The organism is Roseibium sp., from assembly GCF_965276855.1.
Taxonomy (GTDB): domain Bacteria; phylum Pseudomonadota; class Alphaproteobacteria; order Rhizobiales; family Stappiaceae; genus Roseibium.
This window is the reverse complement of record NZ_OZ255700.1, coordinates 3,767,108-3,785,752: the sequence shown is the minus strand read 5'-3', so window position 1 is coordinate 3,785,752 and position 18,645 is coordinate 3,767,108. Positions and strand designations below refer to the sequence as shown.

Below are 18,645 nucleotides of genomic sequence, written 5' to 3'. Positions count from 1 at the left end.
GGCCTGCCCCCGCGCTCCACTCTGGTCCGCATTGGATCTTAAGCAAGTGCCTTTGTCGGCAAGTCCGTCCCGTCGACACAGACACCCAAAAAACTCTGGATGAGCCGCAGGTCTTTTTTGTCCCGGGGGATAACGACACAATCCCGGTATTCTTCCGGCATTTCCTGCACTGGTATGGCGACCAGATTGTCTGATGGATAGAGGCTGTTTTCCAGAAGGAGTCCGACGCCAAGACCATGCAGCAAAGCTTCCTTGACCATGGGAAAAGTCGTGGTTTTCAGGATGCGCTGGAACGTCAGACCGTGCTTTTTGATCTTTCGATTGGCAATTCGCTGTGTCAGCGATCCGTCCTCGGGCAAGACAAGTGTTTCCGTTTGAAGGTCAACAAGCGAAAGAACCTGCTTTTTCGCCAGCCGGTGATCAGCCCGCATGTGTACCATGTATTTGGATCGCCTAAGCTCATGGGTCACAAGTGCCGGGTTTTCCTGAGGTTCGGTGACAATCGCCATATCCACCTGACGCTCGTTCAACAGCGTCATGGCCGTGGTCCAGTCATAGAGCGTGAAATCGATCTGAACCTTGGGATAGAGCTCTGCATACCGGGCAATAATGGGCATCGCAGGCCGTGGTGCGTTGGCGATCAATCGAATACTGCCGTCCGTTAGAGCGCTGTAGTCGTTCACTTTTTCCGTCACCAGTTGGTCCAGCGTCGCCAATCGGTCGGTGATTGAAAACAGCTCTATGCCCGCACGCGTCAGCTCCAGACCGTCGCGGCGCCGAATAAACAGCTGGGTCCCCATCAGGTTTTCCAGTTTGGCCACATGCTGGGTTATAGACGACTGCGTCACATTGAGCGCGCGCGCAGCGCGGGAGAAACTGCGTTCCCGCGCAACATAGGTAAAAGCCTTGATTTGGTAGGGACTGGGCGAAGCGTTCATGACAGTTCCATGTTGTCTGCATGAAACACGATAGCGCCCATTAGCAACGCTAATATTACGTCACAGATGGTTCAATCACGCTCGCTACGGTGATCGCAACTAGAGGGGCGATCATATGGCGGCCATTTCCTTAAAAGCGATCGAAAAGAGTTTCGGCGACACGTCGGTTCTTGAAGGGATCAATCTCGACATCGCACCGGGAGAGTTCCTGACGCTTGTCGGACCATCTGGATGCGGGAAGTCGACCTTGCTCCGGATTTTGGCCGGACTGGAAGCACCAAGTTCTGGTGACGTTCTGATCGACGGCCGGAAAGTCAACCAGGTACGTCCCGCTGACAGGAACCTAGCGATGGTCTTCCAGTCCTATGCACTCTATCCGCATTTGACCGTCGGCCAGAACATGATGACGCCCTTGCGGCTCCGGGACTTATCGTTTGCCGAACGGCTTCCTTTCGCCGGCCCGCTGCTCGCAAAGTCCAAGTACAAGACGCTTTGGGCGCAGGTGGCCGAGACGGCGAAAATTTTACAGATCGATCATCTTCTCGATCGCAAACCCGGCCAACTCTCAGGCGGTCAAAGACAACGTGCAGCTCTGGGCCGGGCGATGGTTCGCAAACCGGCCGGCTTCCTAATGGACGAACCTCTATCCAATCTGGACGCGGCGCTGCGCATTCACATGCGCTCAGAACTGGCCGAACTTCATCGATCCCTTGCAACGACCTTCGTTTACGTCACGCATGACCAGGCCGAAGCTCTGACGATGTCAGATCGGATGGCAGTTATGATGGATGGCAACATCCTGCAGCTCGGCACGCCAGACGAGATTTACAACAATCCGAAGGACATCCGGGTTGCAGAGTTTGTTGGAGCGCCGAAGATCAACCTCTTGCCCGGGCACCTGGACAGCAATGGCCACGCCCGCTGCGGCGATGTTGTCTTGACGCGGGTCGCAGCAACCTCCTCAGACAAAATTACGATCGGACTGCGCCCGGAACATTTGAGCCTCTGTGACGACACGGATCCGGAGGCTTTGAAAGGCCGAGTGGTTCACAAGGAAAACCTCGGCGCCGATATCTACCTACATATAAGTATGAAAGATGGCGCGCATCGTCTCGTGGTCCGCGCGGCGCCCGTAGATGGTGTTGCCGTGTCCATTGGTCAGGACGTTGCCTTCAAACGGCAACACGGTGCCGCCATGATCTTTGCAGCCGGCGGCAAACGTATCGGCCTTGATAACAACGCCGGCACCACCGTTGCGGAGGTGGCGTAATGCCCCGCTCCAAGGCGCACTATTGGTTTGTCGGCCCTGCCCTTTTCCTGATGTTTGTCATTTTGCTTCTGCCGATTGGCATCGCATCCATCATGAGCTTTACGAATTACAGCCTGGGCAATTCCGGCGCTGAATTTGTTGGACTTGAAAATTACGAGAAGATCTTCACCCGTTCCACCTATGAAAAGATGTTTGGCGCAACCTTCCGCTATGTCTTTGTGGTTGTTCCGCTTTCCGTTGGACTGGGGCTCGGCGCCGCGCTCCTCATCAATTCGACCAAGCGGTTCGGTGATCTTTACAAGACCATCTACTTCCTGCCCGTGATGGCTGCGCTGATTGCGATGGCCATCGTTTGGGAGTTCGCCTTTCACCCGACCATCGGGATCGTCAATTCCACATTGGAGCGCGGTTGCGGAACTGTTCTGGAAGTCTGGGGTTGGTACGCACACGGGTGTGAGCGTGGCTTCCCGCTCTGGCTGACAGACCGCGACTATGCCATCTGGACAGTCGCCTTCATTGGGGTCTGGCAAGGCTTTGGCTTCAATATGGTGCTCTACCTCGCGGGTCTGACCTCTGTGCCGCGTGAGCTTTACCAAGCGGCCGAAATGGATGGCGCAAAGTCGGCCTGGGACCGGTTCCGGCTTGTCACATGGCCGATGCTTGGCCCGACCACGGTCTTTGTCGTCACCATTTCGTTCATCCGCTCATTCCAGGTCTTCGACACAGTCGAGGCGTTTTACCCGCAAGGCGGCGGACCGTCGAAATCGGTCTACGTGATGATGTTTGCCATCTACGAAAAAGCGATCCAGCAAAACCTCATGGGAATAGGCGCCGCCATTACCGTCGTCTTCCTGGCTTTCGTCATGTTTCTGACACTCATCCAGCGCTGGCTGGTGGAAAGAAGGGTCCATTACACATGAGCGACGCAGCTCTTTCCTCTTCCACCACGCTTGGCCTGCCGGCCTTCCGGTTTTCAGCAACAGAAACCCTGAAGCATGTGGTCCTGATCTTCGGCAGCCTGATCGTGCTGCTGCCCTTCTACGTGATGGTCAGTTACAGCTTTAAAAGTCCGGCTGAAATCATGCAAAACATCGGTGGGTTCTTCGGCGCGCAAGAAGCGTTCCGCGACGACTACTGCATCAAGCTCGGCAAGGATGTCGCCGACTGCATGGTGACCCCGATCATTTACAACTACACCACAGCTTTTGAGAAAGCACCGCTCATCCGGTACCTCCTCAACGGCGTGATCGTTACGGCGTCCATCTTTTTCATTCAGGTCCTTGTTGCACTGCCCTGCGCCTATGCGCTGGCGAAACTCAGATTCTGGGGGCGCGAAGCTGTCTTCGGACTGGTTCTGTTCTGCCTGCTTATTCCAGTCCATGCCATCGCGCTGCCGCTCTACATCATGCTGGCCAAAGTGGGGCTGACCAACACCTATGCCGCGCTGGTCATTCCCTGGACCATTTCCGTGTTCGGCATTTTCCTGATGCGCCAGTTCTTCATGACCGTCCCCGATGATCTGATCGACGCCGCCAGGATGGACGGAATGAACGAGTTCTCGATCATCTGGAACGTCATGTTGCCAACCGCGATCCCTGCCCTCTTGGCCTTTGCGATCTTCTCGGTCGTTGCGCATTGGAACGATTACTTCTGGCCACGGATTGTCATCACCGGCGACAGATCTCTGTTCACCCCACCGCTTGGCTTGCGCGAATTCAAGGGCGACGCGGACGGCGACAACTTCGGCCCGATGATGGCGACCGCCACGATCATCGTGGCGCCGCTGATCGTGGCCTTCCTGATTGCTCAGCGCCGTTTCATCGAAGGCATCACGCTCAGCGGGATGAAATAGACCAAAGAGCTCAAAAACATGCGGGGCCGCCCAAGGGCAGCCCCATCACCGAAATCCCGCGAGGGGATCAACCGGGAGCGGACGAGTTTGGCGACCAGCCACTCCCACGGCAACAGACGGAGAGTTCCATGAAAAAGACCCTCACCGCAATAGCACTACTGCTGGCAGCCTCCGCTGCGCATGCAGACGACAAAGTAACGATCGAATTCGCTTACCCGTATTCCCATCTTTTTGATGTGACCTACGAGAAAATCCTGCCGAAGTTCAACGAACAGTTTCCGAACATCGAAGTGAAGATCCGGGCAACATACGAATCTTACGAAGACGGCACCAACACCATCTTGCGTGAAGCGGTTGCCGGCACGCTCCCGGACGTCACCATGCAGGGTCTGAACCGTCAGGCAATCCTGGTCGAAAAGGGCATTGCCAAGTCGCTCGAGCCTTTCATCCTCAAGGAAGAGACGTTCGAAAAAGACGGCTACCATGATGCCATGCTGAAGCTCGGCACGTTCAACGATGACATCTACGGCCTGCCGTTTTCTGTCTCCCTGCCCGTCGGTTACTACAACATGGATGTCATGGCGAAAGCCGGGATTACGTCTGCAGCCGACCTGCCGAAGTCCTGGGATGAAGTTGTTGAGGTTTGCGGCAAACTCCATGAGGCAGGCGTCAAAAATCCGATGTTCTGGGGCTGGAACATCACCGGCAACTGGTTCCTGCAGGCTCTGATGTGGTCGCAGGACAAAGCCACAATGGAAGGCAATGCGTTCCAGATTTCTTCCGACGAAGGTCTGAAGTCACTGGAAACCATGAAAGGCATCTTCCGCGGCTGTGACATGCAGAACATTGAGTGGAAGGCGGCTCTTGCGTCCTTTTCCGCTGGTGAAATCGGCATGATGTTCTGGTCGACATCTGCACTCGGTGCCGTTGAGCGTGCCAAAGGCGATTTTGAGCTGAAGACCAACGAATATCCGGGCATCGAAGCATCTGGCCCGAAAGGTCTGCCAGCCGGCGGCAACGCGGCCATGCTGGTATCTTCTTCTGAAGATCCGAAGGTGCTGAACGCTGCCTGGGAATGGCTCAAGTTCATCACCTCCGGTGAAGGCGCTGCCGATGTTGCCCGGACAACAGGTTACATGCCGCCGAACAAGGCTGCCAACGAAGTCATCTTGGCGGGTTTCTACCAACAGAACCCGAACAAAGAGACCGCTGTCCGCCAGCTGCCACTGCTGCGCGACTGGCAGGCTTACCCGGGTGATAACGGCTTGGCGATTACTCAGGTCATCTACGACGGGATCGAAGGCATTGTGACCGGCGAATTCGACGACATGGCCGAGCTGCAAGAACAGCTGGACGAAGAAGTTTCAGATCTTCTGCCGTCCAACTGATCAACCTTCCTTCTTGCGCCGCCCGGTCTACCGGGCGGCGTTTTTCATCACAAAAACAATCCAAGGAGGAAGACATGAAACTTCTCCAACTGACGGACATTCATTTGACCAAACCGGGGGACACGATTGCCGGACGAGATCCGAATGAGAACTTCCGGAAAGCCCTTCGTCATGCCATATCCCATCATCCCGACGCTGAAGCCATTTTCATCACCGGCGACCTCTCTGACTGGGGCGACAAAGACGATTATCTGCGCCTGAAAGCAGAAATCGCCGAATGCCCTCTCCCTATTCATTTATGCATTGGCAATCACGACGAGCGGGACGTTTTTTTATCTGTTTTTCCGGAAGGCGCGGACGAAAACGACTTTGTTCAAAGAGTTGTTCCACTGAGTGAAGGCACGGCAATTCTGTTGGACACCTGGGGACCGGATACCCATGCCGGTTTTTATTGCTCCAAACGGCAAGACTGGCTCGATCGGGAGCTTTCCAACGCCACGGCCCCGGTTTTCCTGTTCATGCACCACAACCCTGTCCCGATCGGCATTGCGCCCATGGACAAGATCATGCTCCAGGACGCAGACGGGTTTGGCAAAGTCGTTTCCCGGCATGCGGCCAAGATCCGGCATATTTTCCATGGGCATTGCCATCTGCCTCTGGCCGGTTCTCTGCACGGAGTTCCCTTTAGTGCACCGCGCGGTACCAACCATGCCGGATGGCCGGACTTTGCCAATAAGGGCAACCTCGCAGGATCGGACCTGCCGGAGAGTTATGCGGTCGTCCTCGCAGAGGAAACTTCCACCATGATCCACATGATCGAATATGGATATGAGGGCACCGTTCGCCGAGAAGGGTCTCCCGATTACGCAGACTGGGATCGCCTAACCATGGTCCGTTAGCGCGCCTAACCAAGAGAAATAGTACCAGCGGCCGTTTGTCTTGCTGAAGTTAAACGGCCACTCTTTTGCGTTGCGGACCAACAGCCGTAAATTGATGGTGTCACCAACGTGCCCAAAACGTGCGACAGGAAAGCATTTGCGGTCCCGGCAGTCTCCATAGCAAGATACCCTTCAGATCTTCGACAGCCAGAGCTGTTTAAAACATCAAGGGGAAATTCATGTTGCGGGCTCTGTCTGTCTTACTTCTCGTGCTTTTCACCTCCACGGCATTAGCTTGGGAGTTCCGCGCCAGCCGTGTTTGCGAATTGCTTCACAAGGATGAGACCGCGTCCGTTCGGGTTGTCTTCGACCCAGCTGTCCCGGAGTACTTCATCGCAATCACACCGAACCGCCCCTGGATGCCCGGCCCGGTTTTTTCCATGCGCTTTGATGGACCACTCTCAAACACCATCGCCACCGACCGGCACGTCATCACGCCGGTGGAGGAACGCTCACCGTTACCGATCGGGGCTTTGGCAATGTGTTGGATGGATTGGAATTCAACGCCATTGCCACCGCCATGCTGGGCGATCAGGCCGTCCAGATACCGCTAGATGGCGCAGCCCCCGAAGTCCGTGAGTTTCGCGCCTGCGCATCAGGATTGGGTGTCTGAGAGCGGCTTTTAAGCAAATAGTGACCAAACAGTTGGTCGCTCAAAAGGGCCAGACACCATTTCATTGGGACAAGAAGCTTGCTTACAACGGCACGCTTCCCGCCCCCGTTACCGATTTTTGCCAGTCTTGTTTCACGACGATGGTTTTTCAGACGTAGGCGGACCTTATTGACCCAATACAAACGCCGGCAGGTCCGAAGCTCAAAGCTAGCCTTCCACACGTCTGTCGATGCCGTGGCGGCGCATGCGTTCCCACAAGGTTGTTCGTGAGACACCCAGAAGCTTGGCAGCGTCCTGCAACCGGCCATCGGTTTCATCAAGGGCCCGCAAGATGTGGGTTCGTTCTGCCTGATCCCTGACTTCGGCCAATGAGGGGAATCCGAGAGAGCTGCGTGGCTGAGCAGTTGTTGGGCCACTAGACGCATGGCTTGCAGGCTGGAGGATGTGCGCGGTGTTTTCCGGAAACAAATCGAATGGCGTCAGCTCAGCGCCGCCCGCTAGTGCAACGGCGCGTTCAACGCGGTTCCGGAGTTCGCGAACGTTCCCGGGCCAATCATGCTGCTCGGCCGCTGATACTGCAGCAGCCGTGGCAGGTTTTGGAGCAATTCCCATGCGCTGCGCAGCGTTTGCGGCAAAGGCTGTGAGGAGCGGCGCCACTTCTTCCAGACGCTCGCGCAAAGGCGGAATGCGGATCGTCACAACGTTGATGCGAAACAGGAGATCCTCGCGGAACACGCCGTCTCTGACCGCCTCCTCCAGATCACGGTTCGTTGCGCACACGAGCCGGCCTTTGAAGGCAAGATCCTGTGTTGCGCCCAGCCGCCTGAACTGTCGCTCCTGCAACACGCGCAGAAGCTTTAATTGAAGTTCCGGTCCCGTATCACCGATTTCGTCAAGAAGCAGCGTCCCTTCGCCAACACTTTCCAAAACGCCGATCCGCCTGTCATGTGCGCTGGTGAAGGCGCCTTTCTCGTGCCCGAAGAGCGTCGAATCTGCCAGCTCCGGCGAGAGTTGCCCGCAGTTCACGGCCTCGAAGGGGCGCGATTGTGCCGCGTTCTTGGCGTGCAGATACCGTGCTGCAATTTCTTTGCCGGTGCCGGTTTCTCCAATCAGCAAAACGGGCAAATCAATCCCCGCCAGGCGGTCCAGCATGGACCGCACGCCGCGCATGGAGGCCGAAAGTCCAAAGGTTGAAAACGGGTCATCCAGTTGCGGCGCAAGCGGGCGAAGCAGAAGCTCCTGAATGCGGCTGACAAGCTCATCCAGGTTGAAGGGTTTCGCTAGGTAATCCCTGGCGCCATCGCGCACGAGTTCCACGGCCTGATCGACAGAGCCATAGGCCGTCATGTAGACAATCGGTACCGCACCGTGCTGGCTGAGCACCTCCCGCAGCAAATCAGCACCGGACCCGTCCGGCAACCGAATGTCCGACAAAACAAAGCTCGGAACCCGTTTGCCAAGAAACTCGCGGGCGGCTGCCAATGTGGTGGCATGAACGACAGAAAACCCTTCCAGCACAAGCCGTTGTTGCAAGGAGGGTCCAAGGACCGGATCGTCTTCCACCAACAAAATCAGCTCAGACATTTTCCGCCTCGTCGGTGCGTTTTGGAATGGTGATGGTGATTACCGTGCCGCTTTGCGGGCGTGTTGAAATCGCCAGCCGGCCATTCACATCATCAATCAGTTGGTGAACCAGCCAAAGTCCAAGGCGCCGCGTTTGTGGCTTCTCCGGAGTGGTTCCGCCGGTTAGGACATTCAGGGCTTCTCCAGGTAGACCGGGGCCGCTGTCGGAGACCTTGATGGTGAGTTGCTCTTCGATCAGCTTGGACTCAAAGGCAACGGAACTGCCAACCGGAGTGGCGTCTATGGCATTCAAGAGCAAGTTGAGCACGATCTGGCGCACGGCTTCCGCGCTGGCCGGGTAGGTTTCCGCGAGCTCCGATTTAAAACTCAAGTCCACCTGTTTGGCGCGCACTTTCGGGTTGATCAAGGTCCGCAAGTCATTGAGATCGTCGGGCTTGAGATCTCTGTTGCCTTCCGGTGGCCGGTAGGTCGACAACATGCTGGCCGCCACATGATCAATGCTTTGTAGGCCCCGGTCAATCAGGTCAATCGTCTGTTCCCGTACAGCTTTGTCATCTCCGAACCGGCGCAGTGTCGATGTGGCCGCGCTCATCCCGGCAAGCGGATTGCGCACCTCATGCGCGAGCCCTGCTGCAAGGCGGGCCAGCGTTGCCTCCCGCGCATGTTTGTTTTCAGTTTTTGCGATCGCGTCAGCTCGTGCTTGAAGCTCGGCCCGGGTTCTCAGTGCATTTTGCAGACGGCCGATTTCCGTGTTCGCGGACACTGGATCAATCTCAGTATTTGCATCGTAAGAATCGTCGTCGAGAGCCTTGGTGAGATCATCAATGGGGCGCAGGCTGTATTGCGCGATAAAAAACGTCAGGATCGCCGCGAGGACAGAAAACGCGACATCCACGGCAAGAGCGACACGGCGCCGTTCTTCTTGCTCGGCGCGTTGCCATTCGAGATCAAAGGCCGCGCCAAGCTGGATCGTTGAGCCATCGCGCACGGGAAAAGACTGCACAATCAGTTGTTTGTTTGTCTCATCGACAATTTGGATTGCGGCTTCGTTTGGCGCCAGACTGCGATTGGCGTTGAGCCAGTCTTCAAGAGCCAGCTCAGTTGTTCGCGGTTTGGCACCATTTGCGGTATCATCCGGGTAAGAGGATGTTATCAAAATTGAGCCGTCCACCAGACAACAAACGGCAACAGCTTCGTTGCGCAAAGAGGGTTTGAACCGGGCAGAGGCCGCCAGCAAGCCTTCAATTTCCGATAGCGGACCACCGGTGACAAACGCTGGTGTGATCAGCCCGGCCAAGGTGTCGAGAAATGACCCGCCAACTTCGACGCGGAGCTCGGCTTCCCTGCGTTCCAGCTCTTGCAAACCAAAAATGGTCAGAACAACCGCAAACAGCATAACCACCGACGCCATGGCCACCGGCAGCCGCCAAACCAACGGCCAGGATCTCAGTTTTTTTGCACCCGGTCCGGCTAGGCCGGTTTTCTTTTGGTTTTCCGAAGGTGCGTCAGATGGCATATGGGGTCCAGCTAAAGAACAGGGATGGCGCTGCCGCCATCCCCTTGATGTTTTTCAAGAACGTTGAGCATCCTAATGCCAAGGACCGCCTTGGGCTAGGTCCAAACCAGAACGTCTCCCCGCCAATTTGGCGAGATCTTGTCCTGCCAGAAGGTTCCGTACCAACGGGTCCGCAAAGGTCTTGGAAGGTCCGGAAGGATCACCGCGACAGCATCAGAGACCATTTGTTCCGGCAACAAGGCATCATCCGGTGCGGTCAGTTCCGGGTCTGCGAAGACAACCAGTGTGTTGGCATCAGCAGCACGTTGCTCAATTTCCGCCCGGCTGGCGGCATCAACGTACCCAAACACCCGGAGTTCTGTGGCCGTCCACAGCCGCTCAACCAGCGCCAGGTCAAGGGCGCGCCAGACATCATAAGATCCATCGAACAACACAGTGACGGGACCGGCTCGGGGGACATCGACCGCGTAAAGCGTCGGCCCGGGGTGCATGCTGGCAACACGCAGCAATCCGTCGGGTTGCTTGGTGGCATGCGGCGTTGCAACGCCGACACCGTGGTCTGCCCATCCGTCCGTCGGCAGAACCAGAAACTCACGCACGTCGCCGACACCGGCCATTGATGCAGCCGCATCACCTTCCTCGTAGACGAGCTCTACTGAAACGCCGAGATCGTCTGAGAGCGAGCGCAGATCAGGCAGCCAATGACCGACCTTGTCGCGGATCAACCGCATCGTCTCGGTGCTGTTGTCTGTTGCATCCACATATCCAGTGTCCACAGCGACAACAGCGATGAGCGGGAGGTCTGTGCGTGCTGCAAATTCTGCTGCGCGGCGCGCGAGTTTCGGCGCGGCATCGCCAACTGCCGCAAAACGGACGCGCTCAGGCGCAACAACATCCTTGAGGGATACGAAACCCGATCTTTCAGCATCGCAGAGCACAGGATCCGCTGACACCGGCACTTCTTTTTCAATGTCTGCCTCAGCCGCCATTCCTTGCAGATCCAAGCGTTCAGCCTGCTTTTCAATCGGCTGCTCTGGCCGTTTCAAAACGTCACGCAAGGCATTGTCCGCATCTCCGATCCCGGCCAGCTCAGCGCCGGACAGGTACGCCGCCCGTGCCAGCAAATGACTTGCGACGGGAATTGTCAGGATCAGGAACAACAGGGTCATGCCGCCCATCATCGTTGAATCCAAGCTGGATTTGCTGAGCATGGTCCCGATCAGGACCAGACCAGCACCCAACGTGCCTGCTTTCGTTGCGGCGTGCATCCGCTGGAAAGGATCCTCAAAGCGCAGCAATCCGATCGTTGCGATCAGCAAGAAGCCAACGCCAACAAATTTCACCAAAAGGGCAATAAGATCAACCATCACGATGCCTCCTGCTGCGCGGCTTTGTTGGCTTTTTGTTTGCCATTGTCCCGGAAGCGGCCATCGGTGACTGCGACCTTGCGTTCCAGGAAAGCTGCAAATGCTGCCGTTGCGACAAAGGCGATCAGGGCCAGCGCAAATGCCACATCGAGGAATTCGGACCGGCCGGTGGTCAGCGCGGTCAAGGCGCATGCGGCCACGGCAAGACCCGTCAGCATATCAATGGCGACAAACCGGTCCGCATAGCTCGGGCCTTTCATGAGCCGCAAGGCGGTGAGCGCGAAAGCGCCGATGATCAACAGTACCAGAACCGTGTTGAGGGTCTCAGAAATACCCAAAATGCTTTCAGTGCTCATGCGACGGCTCCTTTCTTGGCTACAGTTTCGCGGGGAGCCGGTCCCTCGACGGCGCGAACGCGGGTTTCGAACGTGTCTTTGATGGAACGGATCACATCCTCGTCGCTTTCCCGGTCAAGGACATGAACATAGAGCGTCTTGCGATCATCTGAGATGTGCAGCGAGGTGGTTCCTGGTGTCAGGCTCACGATGTTTGCAAGGGTGGTGATCCCCATGTCTGTCCGCAGGTCGAGCGGGACCGCAACAATGGCCGGCTTCAATTTCTGCTTGTTGGACAAGACGGCGACCGTCACGTCCACTGAGGCTTTTACCAGCTCGATGATAAAGACGCCGCACAGAAGGCCGAAGGCGCCCAAACGCTTTGCAATGCTGATCATTGGTCGATCCTTTCAAGAGCAGCTTCACCAACCTGGGTCTCTTCACCGAAGAAGGCCGCGATGTAGACATCCGGTTGCGTGAGTGTGATGGAGGCTTTCTCCGCGAACTGAACGAACGGTTCGGCGTAAAAGCCAATCGTGAGCGTTATCGCACCAAGAACGGCGATTGGAGCGATCATCAGAACAGGGACCGGACGCGTTTGAGAACGCTCAATGCCCGGTGCTTTCCAGAACGCTTCCATCCAGATCTTTGTCATGGAGTAGAGCGTCAACAGACCCGTAAACAGGGCAACGGCTGCCAGCCACGCCATGTCGCCCTTGAACGAGGCGTCAACGACGAGGAACTTGGCCCAGAAACCCGACAGTGGCGGCAACCCTGCCAGCGACAGGGCAGGAATAAGAAAGAGCACCGCCAGCCACGGGTGGCTTTTCAGGAGGCCGCCAGATTTCTTCAGGTCGTCCGTCCCGCTTGCCTGACGAATAGCACCGGCCAGCAGGAACAAATTGGCTTTCACGATGATGTGGTGAACGATGTAGAACACCGCACCTGCGATGGCCAAAGGTGTGGCGATTGCAAGGCCCATCAGGATGTAGCCAATCTGCGAGATGATGTGGAACGACAGGATCCGGCGGATGTTCCACTGGACTGCAGCACCGAACACCCCGGTCACCATGGTGAGCGCTGCAACAACGGCGACGATTTCGCGGATCCCGGATTCCTCCACCGTGAAAAGCAGCGTGAACACGCGGAAAGCCGCGTAGACGCCGACCTTGGTCAGGAGACCTGCAAAGATCGCGGAAATCGTGAACGGTGCTGTGTGGTAGCTGGCCGGAAGCCAGAAAAACAGCGGAAACACGCCTGCCTTGATGCCAAAGGCACACAAGAACAGGATTGCCGCTCCAACCAGGCCAGGTGTCGGTTCAAGCGTTGGCAGGACCCGCGCAAGGTCGGCGAATGCCAACGTGCCGGCAGCCCCATAGAGCAAGCCGATGGCCATCAGGAACAAGACCGTGCCGAGGAGGTTCAGCAGCGCGTATTTGATCGCACCGTCGATCTGCGCTTTCGTGCGGCCAATCACCAGCAGGCCGAGGGACGTAATGAGCATCACCTCGAACCAGACATAGAGATTGAACAGATCTCCGGTCAGGAACGCCCCGTTCACCCCGGCGACCATGCCGAAGAAGAGCGGGTAGAAACCTGCACGCATGTGGATCTGGCGCATATCCCGAAGGCTGAAGATGCCAACGCAGAACGCGAGAACGCCGGTGATCATGACCAGTGCCGCTGCAAAGCGGTCTGCCACGAAGGAGATACCAAATGGCACGGCCCACGAGCCGAACTCAACGGCAAGGATGTCGTAGCGGAGCACAGCCATCGTGAGCAGGGCCGAGCAGACCACGATAACGCCAAGGCCGGCAATCGCGACAACGCGCTGGGCCTGAATATTGCGCCAGAGGATTGCTGTGATCGCTGCAAGTGTCAGCGGAACCAGCACCGGAAAGGCGAGAACAAGCAGATTGTATGATGTTTCTGTCATTTACCTCAGCCTTGTTTTGGAGCTGATTTTGCTGCGAACGGCGATCCGAGATCCTCTGCGTCATGCATCTGGCTCGTATCCATGGTGCCCAGCGACTTGTAGCCTTTCACGGCGAGCGCGACGGCATAGGCGGTGAGAGCAAAGCCAATCACGATCGCCGTCAGTACCAGCGCTTGCGGCAGTGGATTGGCGGCGTAACTGCCCAACACTTCCGCATCTTGCCGGATGATCGGCGGGGTGACCGAGCCAAGCCGGCCGGACAGGAAGATCAGCAGGTTGGCTGAGGCGGCGAGCAGGGCGACGCCCAAAATGATCCGCACGATGTTCTGTGCAAGGATCATGTAGATCCCAGCTCCTGCAACGATGGCGATGGTGGCCGCATAAACGTAGATCATGCCGACGCTCCTTGAGTTGAGATGTTGGATTTCGTGACATCGTCAGCAGCAGTGGTGGCGTCATCGCTGCCACTGTTTTGTTGTTGAACCCGAATGAGGAAGGCGAGAACGCCGCCGATCACTGTCAGGTAGACACCAATGTCGAAAAGATAGGTGGTGCCAAGCTTCAACGAGGTCACGCCGAGGTTCAGGTTGACCCATTGGTGTGTGAGGAAGGACTCGTTGATGATCGCGCCCGGGACGCCGGACAAGATGGCCAGGGTCAGACCGATACCCATCCATGCGACTGGATGCAGGAGCAGTCTCCGGCGTGCGAAGTCGACGCCCAAGGCCAGTGCAAGCACTGCAAACCCTGCTGAGGCTATCAAACCACCAATGAACCCGCCGCCCGGCTCGTTGTGACCGCGGAACAGAACCCACACGGATACAATGAGCATCAGGAAGAAGAACATCCGTGCCGTCGTCTCGAAGATCAAAGATGGCACGGCGCGGTTTGTAGCAACGCCCGCCTTTGCGGTTTTCGATGGTGGATTGCCGCCGGTCAGGACCGCCCAGGCTGCGATGGCCGCGAATGCGACAACGGCAATCTCTCCAAGCGTATCCAGAGCCCGGAAGTCGACCAGGATCACGTTGACCACGTTGCGGCCAAACGCTTCAGACAGGCTGGTGACGGCGTAGTATTCGGTAACCGTCGGATTGAACGGCTTGGCCGCAATTGACAGGAGCACGACAAACAACGCACCGGCAAAGACGGTCGACAACAGCGCGTCCCCTGTCCGCAGGTCAAACTTGGAATAGCTGCGAAGGCCATCGGCAATCGCTGGCATCTTGACCAGGACCGCAGAGACAATGACGACCAGAAGTGTCTCGACAAGGAACTGTGTCAGAGCCAGGTCAGGTGCGCCGTTCTTCAAGAAGACCAATGCAATGCCATAGCCCGAAAGCCCCACGCCGACGAGTGAGACGACCATCGAACGGGAGATCGCCGCAACGATACCCCCAAGTGCGATGAGCGTACAAACGATCAAGAGGTACGGCCGGATTTCATCCGCAGCGAGTGGCGGCAGTGTGAGGCCCGCGGCTCCGGCAAAGGTTTCACCGGCGAGCACTGCGTAGGCCAGAGCACCCGTCACCACGGCAATGGTCACAGCGACATAGGTCCGCATCTGACCATTCTGGATTGTGCGCGTTGTGCTCTGCGCAAGGCTGAGGAGACCGCCGAAGATCGCGTCATAGCCCTTCTCGAAGGAAAAGCGATCGATGAACGACAGGCGCAGCATGGCCTCATGGATCGGTGTCCATTTCCAGACGAGAAGGCCGCCAATCAGAACGACCAGAGCGGACAGGCCAAGCATCGGTGTAATGCCATGCCACAGCTCGAAGGAGACGTAGAAGGGAGCACCCTGCAGGGCGACAGCCGCCGGCCCGACAATGAAGTACTGCGGGATATCTGCGAACAGGCCGAAGAATACGCCGAGGGCTGCCAGGACAACCGGTCCGGTTGTCATCCCGATCGTTTCGCCATGTTTCGGTTTTTCAGTGTAGGCCGTGGCTTTGCCGAAGAACGGACGAAGCGCGAAGATACCTGCAATTGCGACCAGGACTGAGTTCACCAGAACCGCAACAAACGTCACAACAGCCGCAAAGGACGAGTCAAGTTTGGCCTCGAAGACATATTCCTTGGCGATGAACCCAACGAACGGGGGCAGGCCGGCCATGGACAAGCTGGCGAGAATTGCCGCGATTGCGGTCAGTGGCAGCAGGCCGAAGAGTGCACCAAGATCCCGCACCCGCGTCGCTCCGGTCGCGTGAATGACAATGCCTGCACAGAAAAATAGCGCGGCTTTGTAGAGCGAGTGGGCGAGAATAAACCCTGCGATCCCGATCGAGCTTCCGGGGCCCTGAAGACCAATAAGCGTTACCAAGAGGCCGAGGGAGGCCACTGTCGAATACGCAAGAATGGCTTTCAAACCATCAGCCGAAGCGCCATCAGTGCAGCAACCAGCATCGTGGTCAGGCCAACGGCAACCATGATTACGATCACGGTCGGCGAGGCGCTCAAGATCGGGTCGAACCGGGCCAGCAAGAAGATGCCCAGCTTCACCATTGTTGCAGAATGGAGATAAGCGGAGGCCGGTGTCGGCGCCTGCATTGCATTCGGCAGCCAGAAATGGAACGGGAACTGCGCGGACTTGGTGAAGGCACCGATCAGGACCAGGGCGGCAATCACACCGAACCATGTGCTGTTGGTCACCAGACCTGGATTGCTTGTGATTTCAAGCAGCGAGAAGGTGCCGGCTTCCATACCCATGATGAGCAGACCGCCGAACAGCGCCAAACCGCCACCGGCGGTGATCACCAGTGACTGCAGTGCTGCCTTGCGCGCTTCAATCGAGGTGGAATTGAAGCCGATGAGCAGGAAGGACAAGAGGCTCGTCATTTCCCAGAAGACGAACATCACGATCACATTGTCGGACAGAACGGTACCGAGCATCGCGGCCATGAACATCAGGATGTAGCTGAGGAAGCGCCCCCTGTCGTCCGCGGGTTTTTCCGCAAAATAGGACCCCGCATAGAGAACCACCAGGGATCCGATGCCTGTGATCATCAAGGCGAACAACAGGGAAAACCCGTCCAGCCGCACATCGAAGTTGATGCCAAGCGATGGAACCCATTGCACCGTTTGGAGGATTGTCGGAACGCCCTCGCCATACGCCATGACAGGCACGTAGGTCATGAAGGCCACAAACAGGCCTGCTGGCAACAGTGCGGCGACGGGGCCGGCAGACTTGCCGAGCCGCGGCAGAACCAGGAAGCTGAGCGCAGCACCTAGAAAAGCGATCACCAGCAAGCTTGGAATGGCCTCTCCGGGCATCCAGCTGGCGATAGCAGAGCTATCAAGCGTGTTTGAAAACATGTTGGCACCTCAATTGATCGTCTCTCCGACGTCTGCAATTGCAGTGCCATTCAGTCTTATTTTGAAAATTCAATCAGTTATGCATCGACCGCTGTTAGCGACGTTCAGGCTTCCGAACACCATTTCGAGGCGCATGTTCGGAAACCTGAACACGCGTTTCCAATGTCAACAAGATGCAACGAGCACCGTCTGACATGACCTTTCAAAAACGCAACTCACTTATTGCTGGCCGGCTCTGGTAGGTCGCTGCTTAGCTCACTGCTTTCAGCTCAAGGTCGTCGTCGTACTCCGGACAGGCCAGAATGCGCTGATAACCTTTTGCATTGGCGGCCCACCGCGCCGCCTGAACCACCTATGCGAAGATCGGATTGATCAGGGACGCCAACACACCATTAACGCCGCGCTTCGAAAATCACGGAAGTTTTCGAACGCCAGCGCAGCTTTCTCGAACGATGAGATCGCCGTGAAGGAGATGTGTCTGAGCTGAGAGGGTGCGATTGGCCAATCGATCTAGCAAGAGGGACATTGCCTTTTCGCCAATGTGCTGGCGGGGTTGGCGTATCGTTGTGAGACCCGGCGTGAAATTGTTGGCAAAAGGAATGTCGTCGAACCCCAGAACTGAAAAGTCCTCCGGGACGCGGTATCCGCGCATCTGCAGTGCTGAAATCACACCGATGGCCGTATTGTCGTTGAAACAGAAAAACGCCGTCGGAAGGTCATCCTTAATGAACAAGCGCTCGACAGCTGCCCGGCCACTTTCCGCTGACCCGTCCCCCTCCAGGCGCCAATCTCGTAAGGAAACGGCGGATTCCCTCAAGCCCTTCTGATAACCGGAATGCCTGAGATCGCTGCGCACATCGGCAGGACCACCGGAAATGAAAACAATCCGGCGGTGGCCGAGAGAAATCAGGTATTCGGTCGCCATCTTTGCACTGGCGACGTCGTCAACACCGACATAACTGATATCGCCCCGGTCAACTGGCCGTTCAGTCGCGACAATCGGCGGAAGAGCTGTCAAAGGTGTTTGCGGTTCACCAGCAACGGGAATATGTCCCGTCAACAGAATGAGACCGTCTGCCATGCCTGTTGACAGGAACCGCAGATAGTTTTGCTCAAGACCCGTAGTTCCTTCGGTGTTACCGATAAGCACTCCGTACCCTCTGTCATTGGCTGCTTTTTCCAAGCCTGTGAGAATGCCGGCGAAGTTTGGATCGGCAATCGCAGAAGCCAGCACCAGGACCATCTGGGAGCGCTGCATCCGAAGGTTCTGCGCCATCGCGTTGGCGGTGTAACCGGTTCTTGCAATGGCCGCCGTTACTTTTTTCCGGGTACTCTCGGCAACCTTTTCCGGGGACCGGAGCGCACGGCTGACAGTCGCGATAGACACGCCCGCAAGCTTTGCGACGTCTTCTATGGTCGCAGGCCGGCTGCCCGGATCATCCATTATTTTACCCCGGTTTTGTTGCGGTGCGGCGTTTCAATAACCTCATGAAATTCCACACCTCTCTACGCTGTATAGGTTCTTCCATGCCCTTTGAAAAGGTTTACAATCCAAAATGTAAAGGTTTACATCACAACTGAAAACGTTTACATAAC

17 protein-coding genes are annotated in these 18,645 nt (G+C 56.8%); 6 read left to right on the top strand and 11 right to left on the bottom strand.

The genetic code is table 11. The features are described 5' to 3' along the window. Positions 1-38 precede the first annotated feature (38 nt). On the bottom strand, positions 39-938 hold the full coding sequence (locus ACQY4Z_RS17445) for a LysR substrate-binding domain-containing protein (RefSeq protein WP_428523351.1): 900 nt from the start codon (positions 936-938) through the stop codon (positions 39-41). Between the two features lie 115 nt (positions 939-1,053). Between ACQY4Z_RS17445 and ACQY4Z_RS17440 the strand changes: the two genes are divergently transcribed. The 6 genes from ACQY4Z_RS17440 (at position 1,054) to ACQY4Z_RS17415 (ending at position 6,940) form a co-directional block, all read left to right on the top strand. Then, positions 1,054-2,208: an ABC transporter ATP-binding protein gene (locus tag ACQY4Z_RS17440; protein ID WP_428523349.1), complete on the top strand. Its 1,155-nt coding sequence runs from the start codon at positions 1,054-1,056 to the stop codon at positions 2,206-2,208. After that, the gene (locus tag ACQY4Z_RS17435) at positions 2,208-3,128 is read left to right on the top strand and encodes a carbohydrate ABC transporter permease (protein WP_428523347.1); all 921 of its coding nucleotides are present in this window, start codon (positions 2,208-2,210) and stop codon (positions 3,126-3,128) included. The genes ACQY4Z_RS17440 and ACQY4Z_RS17435 overlap by 1 nt, the downstream gene beginning before the upstream one ends. Then, on the top strand, positions 3,125-4,060 hold the full coding sequence (locus ACQY4Z_RS17430) for a carbohydrate ABC transporter permease (protein ID WP_428523345.1): 936 nt from the start codon (positions 3,125-3,127) through the stop codon (positions 4,058-4,060). The genes ACQY4Z_RS17435 and ACQY4Z_RS17430 overlap by 4 nt, the downstream gene beginning before the upstream one ends. A gap of 128 nt (positions 4,061-4,188) precedes the next feature. Then, a complete protein-coding gene (locus tag ACQY4Z_RS17425) occupies positions 4,189-5,448 on the top strand; it encodes an extracellular solute-binding protein (protein WP_428523343.1) in 1,260 nt (419 codons plus the stop codon). 74 nt (positions 5,449-5,522) lie between these two features. Beyond that, positions 5,523-6,347, top strand: coding sequence for a phosphodiesterase (locus ACQY4Z_RS17420; RefSeq protein ID WP_428523341.1), 825 nt, complete (start codon positions 5,523-5,525; stop codon positions 6,345-6,347). Positions 6,348-6,565: 218 nt separating this feature from the next. Beyond that, positions 6,566-6,940, top strand: coding sequence for a hypothetical protein (locus ACQY4Z_RS17415; RefSeq protein WP_428523339.1), 375 nt, complete (start codon positions 6,566-6,568; stop codon positions 6,938-6,940). 266 nt (positions 6,941-7,206) lie between these two features. Here the strand turns inward: ACQY4Z_RS17415 and ACQY4Z_RS17410 are convergent, their stop codons facing one another. The 10 genes from ACQY4Z_RS17410 to ACQY4Z_RS17365 form a co-directional block, all read right to left on the bottom strand. After that, positions 7,207-8,583 (bottom strand): sigma-54-dependent transcriptional regulator, encoded by a 1,377-nt coding sequence (locus ACQY4Z_RS17410; RefSeq protein ID WP_428523337.1) that lies wholly within the window; start codon positions 8,581-8,583, stop codon positions 7,207-7,209. After that, positions 8,576-10,099, bottom strand: coding sequence for an ATP-binding protein (locus ACQY4Z_RS17405; protein WP_428523335.1), 1,524 nt, complete (start codon positions 10,097-10,099; stop codon positions 8,576-8,578). The genes ACQY4Z_RS17410 and ACQY4Z_RS17405 overlap by 8 nt, the downstream gene beginning before the upstream one ends. 95 nt (positions 10,100-10,194) lie before the next feature. Beyond that, positions 10,195-11,466, bottom strand: coding sequence for a monovalent cation/H(+) antiporter subunit G (gene mnhG / locus ACQY4Z_RS17400; RefSeq protein WP_428523333.1), 1,272 nt, complete (start codon positions 11,464-11,466; stop codon positions 10,195-10,197). Continuing rightward, the gene (locus tag ACQY4Z_RS17395; RefSeq protein ID WP_409688896.1) at positions 11,466-11,822 is read right to left on the bottom strand and encodes a monovalent cation/H+ antiporter complex subunit F; all 357 of its coding nucleotides are present in this window, start codon (positions 11,820-11,822) and stop codon (positions 11,466-11,468) included. The genes mnhG and ACQY4Z_RS17395 overlap by 1 nt, the downstream gene beginning before the upstream one ends. After that, positions 11,819-12,199: a Na+/H+ antiporter subunit E gene (locus ACQY4Z_RS17390; RefSeq protein ID WP_428523331.1), complete on the bottom strand. Its 381-nt coding sequence runs from the start codon at positions 12,197-12,199 to the stop codon at positions 11,819-11,821. The genes ACQY4Z_RS17395 and ACQY4Z_RS17390 overlap by 4 nt, the downstream gene beginning before the upstream one ends. After that, on the bottom strand, positions 12,196-13,737 hold the full coding sequence (locus ACQY4Z_RS17385) for a Na+/H+ antiporter subunit D (RefSeq protein ID WP_428523329.1): 1,542 nt from the start codon (positions 13,735-13,737) through the stop codon (positions 12,196-12,198). Before ACQY4Z_RS17385 ends, ACQY4Z_RS17390 begins: the two co-directional genes overlap by 4 nt. A gap of 5 nt (positions 13,738-13,742) precedes the next feature. Then, positions 13,743-14,132 carry an NADH-quinone oxidoreductase subunit K gene (locus tag ACQY4Z_RS17380; RefSeq protein ID WP_209172494.1) on the bottom strand — a complete coding sequence of 130 codons (390 nt, stop codon included), beginning with the start codon at positions 14,130-14,132 and terminating at the stop codon, positions 13,743-13,745. Further along, positions 14,129-16,102: a hydrogen gas-evolving membrane-bound hydrogenase subunit E gene (gene mbhE / locus ACQY4Z_RS17375; RefSeq protein ID WP_428523326.1), complete on the bottom strand. Its 1,974-nt coding sequence runs from the start codon at positions 16,100-16,102 to the stop codon at positions 14,129-14,131. Before mbhE ends, ACQY4Z_RS17380 begins: the two co-directional genes overlap by 4 nt. Further along, positions 16,099-17,049 carry a proton-conducting transporter membrane subunit gene (locus tag ACQY4Z_RS17370; RefSeq protein ID WP_428523324.1) on the bottom strand — a complete coding sequence of 317 codons (951 nt, stop codon included), beginning with the start codon at positions 17,047-17,049 and terminating at the stop codon, positions 16,099-16,101. The genes mbhE and ACQY4Z_RS17370 overlap by 4 nt, the downstream gene beginning before the upstream one ends. Positions 17,050-17,461: 412 nt before the next feature. Then, a complete protein-coding gene (locus tag ACQY4Z_RS17365) occupies positions 17,462-18,493 on the bottom strand; it encodes a LacI family DNA-binding transcriptional regulator (protein ID WP_428523322.1) in 1,032 nt (343 codons plus the stop codon). Between the last annotated feature and the right edge of the window lie 152 nt (positions 18,494-18,645).

Excerpts from the sequence above, each read along its gene's own strand:
- ACQY4Z_RS17445 (WP_428523351.1), bottom strand. The coding sequence starts at position 938 with ATGAACGCTTCGCCCAGTCCCTACCAAATCAAGGCTTTTACCTATGTT.
- ACQY4Z_RS17440 (WP_428523349.1), top strand. The coding sequence starts at position 1,054 with ATGGCGGCCATTTCCTTAAAAGCGATCGAAAAGAGTTTCGGCGACACG.
- ACQY4Z_RS17435 (WP_428523347.1), top strand. The coding sequence starts at position 2,208 with ATGCCCCGCTCCAAGGCGCACTATTGGTTTGTCGGCCCTGCCCTTTTC.
- ACQY4Z_RS17430 (WP_428523345.1), top strand. The coding sequence starts at position 3,125 with ATGAGCGACGCAGCTCTTTCCTCTTCCACCACGCTTGGCCTGCCGGCC.
- ACQY4Z_RS17425 (WP_428523343.1), top strand. The coding sequence starts at position 4,189 with ATGAAAAAGACCCTCACCGCAATAGCACTACTGCTGGCAGCCTCCGCT.
- ACQY4Z_RS17420 (WP_428523341.1), top strand. The coding sequence starts at position 5,523 with ATGAAACTTCTCCAACTGACGGACATTCATTTGACCAAACCGGGGGAC.
- ACQY4Z_RS17415 (WP_428523339.1), top strand. The coding sequence starts at position 6,566 with ATGTTGCGGGCTCTGTCTGTCTTACTTCTCGTGCTTTTCACCTCCACG.
- ACQY4Z_RS17410 (WP_428523337.1), bottom strand. The coding sequence starts at position 8,583 with ATGTCTGAGCTGATTTTGTTGGTGGAAGACGATCCGGTCCTTGGACCC.
- ACQY4Z_RS17405 (WP_428523335.1), bottom strand. The coding sequence starts at position 10,099 with ATGCCATCTGACGCACCTTCGGAAAACCAAAAGAAAACCGGCCTAGCC.
- mnhG (WP_428523333.1), bottom strand. The coding sequence starts at position 11,466 with ATGGTTGATCTTATTGCCCTTTTGGTGAAATTTGTTGGCGTTGGCTTC.
- ACQY4Z_RS17395 (WP_409688896.1), bottom strand. The coding sequence starts at position 11,822 with ATGAGCACTGAAAGCATTTTGGGTATTTCTGAGACCCTCAACACGGTT.
- ACQY4Z_RS17390 (WP_428523331.1), bottom strand. The coding sequence starts at position 12,199 with ATGATCAGCATTGCAAAGCGTTTGGGCGCCTTCGGCCTTCTGTGCGGC.
- ACQY4Z_RS17385 (WP_428523329.1), bottom strand. The coding sequence starts at position 13,737 with ATGACAGAAACATCATACAATCTGCTTGTTCTCGCCTTTCCGGTGCTG.
- ACQY4Z_RS17380 (WP_209172494.1), bottom strand. The coding sequence starts at position 14,132 with ATGATCTACGTTTATGCGGCCACCATCGCCATCGTTGCAGGAGCTGGG.
- ACQY4Z_RS17370 (WP_428523324.1), bottom strand. The coding sequence starts at position 17,049 with ATGTTTTCAAACACGCTTGATAGCTCTGCTATCGCCAGCTGGATGCCC.
- ACQY4Z_RS17365 (WP_428523322.1), bottom strand. The coding sequence starts at position 18,493 with ATGGATGATCCGGGCAGCCGGCCTGCGACCATAGAAGACGTCGCAAAG.